4 protein-coding genes and 1 pseudogene are annotated in these 4867 nt (G+C 61.9%); 2 read left to right on the forward strand and 3 right to left on the reverse strand.

Annotation, left to right across the window (positions count from 1 at the left end):
- Nucleotides 1–712 precede the first annotated feature (712 nt).
- Nucleotides 713–1276, reverse strand: a complete 564-nt coding sequence (locus ACNPM4_RS11220; RefSeq protein ID WP_448985760.1) for a recombinase family protein — start codon at nucleotides 1274–1276, stop codon at nucleotides 713–715.
- A gap of 231 nt (nucleotides 1277–1507) precedes the next feature.
- Nucleotides 1508–2071, reverse strand: coding sequence for a recombinase family protein (locus ACNPM4_RS11225; RefSeq protein WP_448985761.1), 564 nt, complete (start codon nucleotides 2069–2071; stop codon nucleotides 1508–1510).
- Between the two features lie 615 nt (nucleotides 2072–2686).
- Between ACNPM4_RS11225 and ACNPM4_RS11230 the strand changes: the two genes are divergently transcribed.
- Nucleotides 2687–3511, forward strand: coding sequence for an amidohydrolase (locus ACNPM4_RS11230; protein ID WP_448985762.1), 825 nt, complete (start codon nucleotides 2687–2689; stop codon nucleotides 3509–3511).
- A gap of 134 nt (nucleotides 3512–3645) precedes the next feature.
- Here the strand turns inward: ACNPM4_RS11230 and ACNPM4_RS11235 are convergent, their stop codons facing one another.
- Nucleotides 3646–4428: a YoaK family protein gene (locus ACNPM4_RS11235; RefSeq protein WP_448985763.1), complete on the reverse strand. Its 783-nt coding sequence runs from the start codon at nucleotides 4426–4428 to the stop codon at nucleotides 3646–3648.
- A 102-nt stretch (nucleotides 4429–4530) separates the two neighbouring features.
- On the opposite strand from ACNPM4_RS11235, the pseudogene ACNPM4_RS11240 reads away from it, so the two are divergent.
- Nucleotides 4531–4867: pseudogene (locus ACNPM4_RS11240) on the forward strand (cupin); the annotation flags it as partial.

A 4867-nucleotide genomic window follows, 5' to 3' on the forward strand; every position in this document is an offset into this window, starting at 1 on the left:
GGGGACGCCGGGCAGCTCTCCGATCTGCCCGGCGAATATCACCGAGCCCCGCGCCCGGTGAGCCTGCACAATCCGGGTCGCTACGGCGGTCCGGACTGTCCAGCACGTCCTGGTTACGACGCGGCTCTGCGGCCTGCGTTTGACGCCCGTGGCTCTGAGCAAGTCCCATCTCGCGCGACACACTGCGGTCGGTCATTCCTTGATATTCCGGGGCTCTAAGACTGTGCCAACTTCTAAGACGCATCGGCGGTATCGCCGATGTTCTGACTTCAGGCGGGTCTTGAGCCAACTACGGCAGTTTCGCGCCAGGTTGGTCGACGCGGCACACGTTGTAGGCGCTCGCGAAACCTGCGATAGGCACACGAGACGTGGACAACGGTCAGCAATCCGAGACACCGAGCCTCTTGTTGAGACGGAGTTCGAGGATGTGCCGCTGGATCAGGTATGCCTATGCAGCCGCGGCCTCGTCCAGCCGATCTTGTGTCCCCCTGGCCCACGGGAAGGACATCCGATTCGGCTGGGCGAGTCGCGGCCTCATTCGCACGTTCTCTGAGGAAGGCTCTCGGCGAGAGGCAAAGCGTTCGTGCCGCCGCCGCGGCTTGCGGGTTGAACCACCAGACCCTTCATGCGATCTTGGATGGTGAAGTCTGGCCCGACATGTACACAATCGCGAAGCTCGAGGAGGGCCTCGGGCTGCAGTTGTGGCCGATGATCACATCCGGGCGCGATTGATTGCCCGGTAAACAGTCGACCGCCCTAGGCCGAGTGCCGTTGCAATCTGGGTCACACTCAGGTCGCCGCCCGCCCGCATCAGGATGGCCATCCGCTCTTGGTCGGCGGTGATCTTGCGGGGCCGGCCGCCTACTCGTCCTGCCTTTCGAGCGGCCACCAGTCCTGATGCTGCGGTGTCGTGCACGAGATCTCGCTCGAACTCTCTGAGCCTGGAAATATCTCGAAGGAAGGCTCTTCCGCTCTCAGTGCCGGTGTCGAGGTCCTCGTGGAGGGATCGGATGATGACGTCCCTTCGGGCGAGCGTTTCGACGGTATCGATGAGCTCATGGGTTGATCGACCGAGCGCGTGAAGTCGTACAACCAGCACGACGTCCCCTGCCTGAAGCCGTCCCAGCATTTCTCTGAATGCGGGGCGAGGGCCCGTTCGCGAGACCGATTCGAAGTAGGGCATATGGTCGCGGCTAATGGCACGCAACTCGTCGAACTGGAGCCGCATGCTCAAGGAGCCGGGTGACACCCGAATGTAGCCGAAAACCTCGCCCACGGATGCAGAGTACCGAGGTTCAGGATTTTCTTCCATGGGTTATGGAAGAGGGTTATGGGAAGAGCCCTCGGCCGTCGATCAGGATCCCGGCGCGAGCATCGCGGCAGAACCGCAAGCACACTACGTGGATGTGCGCCGTGGAGCTGGGGATTGGGGGAGCGCAGAGGAAGGCGGGCGGCGCGTCGGTTGGCGACAGTCCGTATTCGAACGTTCTAATCGGACCGCGCTTGCTCACGGCCGTTCGGGACGCTTGAGTTCGCGGTAGATGGTGAATCTGTTGACGCCGAGCGCCGCAGCGATGTCGTTAACCGACGTCTGTCCAGTGTTGTACGCAGAGCGCGCAACCCGGGCTTGGTCGGCGGAAAGCGCCGGTCGACGTCCGCCAAGTCGTCCGCGAGCTCGTGCAGACGCTAAACCGGCGACAGTGCGCTCGCGGATGAGATCGCGCTCGAACTCGGCGAGGGCAGCGAAGACATGAACGACAAGGCGGCCGCCAGCGGAACTGGTGTCGATGGTCTCCCGCAGCGACTTCAGAGTGACACCCTTGGAGTGCAGGCCGTCAATTAGCTCAATGAGGTCATGGACAGAGCGTCCCAACCGGTCCAGCCTCCAGACGACGACCGTGTCGCCAGGTCGGAGAAGGTCAAAGAGGTGGGCGAGCTCCGGGCGCTCTCCACTTGCGGACGCCTTCTCCGTGAGAATCCGGTCGCAGCCCGCTTCGAGCAATGCATCAAACTGCATCTGCGAGTTTTGCTCGCTCGTTGAGACCCTTGCATAGCCAAAGACCTGGCCCATGACGGAACTGTAGCGAAACTCGTGGCGCGCGTCAGCTATTGCACCGTTGAATGCGAGACGGGTTGTGCGACAAAAATCCCGCCAGATTCATGTCCTGTCCGCGGATTCGCTGCATGTCGCAGAAACGGTCGTTTCTGAAACACCTCAACCGGGGAAGGCGTATGCACCGTGTGGTGGGCTGGCGCGAGTCCAGCGAGTAGCCTGGACCTTCCTGCAGGGAGCGCAACTACGAGAGATCCCTCTCGACAGGGCGGGTATCGCCAACGTTCTTGGTGTTGAGTTCCCGACCCACGTCCAGTAGTAATTGCCAACCCCCGTTCTTCATGGTGGTTCTGTTGGCATCGGAGCGGGCTGTCGCTAGACCTACCGCTGCTCCGAGCCAGTCCTGGACAGCATGACTCAGCTTGCGTGGCGGCTACGCCGAGCAGACGACCGCGAGACGGCTTAGTCCTCCGACGGCATTGTGGAGGAACGTGAGGTACTCGCGGACTTGACCAGCACTTTGATCCCCGGATTCGAGCTTCGCTCGCAGTCTTGAGATGCTCAGGCCAGGTTGGACCACGACGATGCGGGAATCGAGCATTGGGGGTCTGTCCGCAACTGATTCTTCGGCACGTGTGGAATCTAGGCCGTCGAGCCGAGAACCGGCTCGTCGGATTCGAAACCTCCACTGCCAAGATCATGTTGGACGGCGTTGCAGAAAATGGGACGGCGGCGCTACACGATCCGTATCTCGTGGATGGATGCCGGTGCGGTACGAACCGCGGGGTGTCCCATTTCACTGCAGAGGTGCTTCACGCCCTTGTTCGTGCGCTCATCGACGAAGGTTTCGCTCTCCATTTCCACGCCATCGGGGATCGCGCAGTCACCGACGCCCTTGACGCAGTCGATCAGGGACCCCGCGGAACGAGCGAGTTGAGACATCACATCGCTCACGTCCAAGTTGTGCGGCCTGAAGATATTCCGCGCTTCTTCGAGCTCGGGGTGACAGCGAACGCTCAAGCTCTGTGGGCGTGTAACGAGACGCAGATGCTTGACCTCACGGCGCCCGCGCTTGGTCCTCGCCGAGCTGCCTGGCAGTACCCATTCGGGTCGATGTACCGGTCAGGGGTTGCGTTAGCCATGGGGTCGGATTGGCCCGTCTCAAGCTTCGATCCGTGGCAAGCGATTCACGTCGCGGCTACTCGTTGCTTGCGCGACAGCGACGCGCTGCCGCTGAATCCAGAAGAAGCCCTACCCTTGGATATTGCGCTGCAGGCCTACACGCAAGGATCACACCACCTACTGGGTGTGGGCGGTTCCGGCGTCCTGGAGCAAGGAGCGCGAGCCGACATTGCGATTGCAGATCGGAACCCTTTCAGTGCGCCAGCTGAGGAGATCTATAAGACCCGTAACATCGCCACGCTCTTCGGCGGGCGCATCGTCTTCGGCCCGACCTGAGTTCGCTACGCGGAAGTCATGGGCTCAGCTACTGCTCGGCCTGACACGGGTGAGGAAGTGTCCCGACTCCTGACACGACCAAGTAAACGCAGACGGAGACGGCGATGTTCTCGCGCCTCCCCGGGCAAGACCAGCTATGGGGTCGGGTTGTTCTGGGAGGGATCGACGGGACCACGAGTCCTGGCGGCGCAGATGAGAAGCACAAGGATCACCGTCGCGGCCGCGCCGAGTGATGCGCCTGAGATGACCTGATCGACGCTGAATCCTGCGCCGCCGCCAAGAAGAAACGCAACAAGAACGACGAGATATGCGCCGGCTGGACGCATATGAGGTTGTCCGTCATCGAAGATGCGGGCTCCTGCCGCGCGTCCCACCAGGCTCGCCGCCATCTGCACGACGGAGGTGACTGCAATGTTCCCGTATAGCATCCCGTCCTCGCGGTGGAATGCGTTGCCTTGGACGCCTGCAACGAAACTCACCGTCCAGGCGACCGCCCACGGGCTGACGTCCACGGTCGCCACGAGGATCGCAAGAACGGTGATGATGGCGAGCTCGAAGAGGAGGATCTCAGCCGAATAGGTCCGATTCAGCCGTTGCCGCCAAAGTACGTAGATGCTGCACGCGAAGGCGCCGCACGCGAACACTACGACGCTTGTCGCGGCGAGAATCACCCGCGATAGGTTCCCGTCAGCAAGGAAGTAGCCGATGGAGAGAAGGTTCCCCGACTGAACGGTTGCGAATGTGCCTACCTGACCGAAAGTCCAAGCGTTGAGCAGCCCCGAGACGAGAGCCAGGGCAGTTGAAGCCGGAACCGTCTCCAGTAGGGGATAGCGGTGAGCGAGAGCATGAGCGGATGACGGCATGAAACCTCCTGAGGGGTCGCGATCCATGCAATCGCTCAGCTCCTGCGCGGTCATGCGACGAGAGTCGAGAGCGCTTCCGTCACCTATCTGTTCCGAGATCGTGCTTCGTACGGGAGGCTCCATGTCAACGTCCGGAAAAGCCAGAAGAGGAGCACCATGGACACTTCAGAAAACACCCCTCTCGGTCACGAGGTCCCCTCGTTGGGTAACCCTGATCTGCCCCAGGAGGGGGAGGTGAACATCGCCGACCGCCCGCAGAGCAACACGATGACCGGGCCGCAGAACGAGGTCATCGAGTCGCAGTTCCCGAACCAGATGCACGCGCCGGCGACGGACATCAGCACGCAGCCGTTCTTCTGGTCCTCGTTCAACATCTCACCCCGCCGGGTGCAGCGCGGCGGGTGGGCGCGGGAGCTCACCAAGCAGGATTTCCACATCTCCGACGAGATCGCCGGAGTGAACATGTACCTCGAGCCCGGCGGCATCCGCGAAT

It is taken from the genome of Microbacterium umsixpiens, assembly GCF_053543675.1.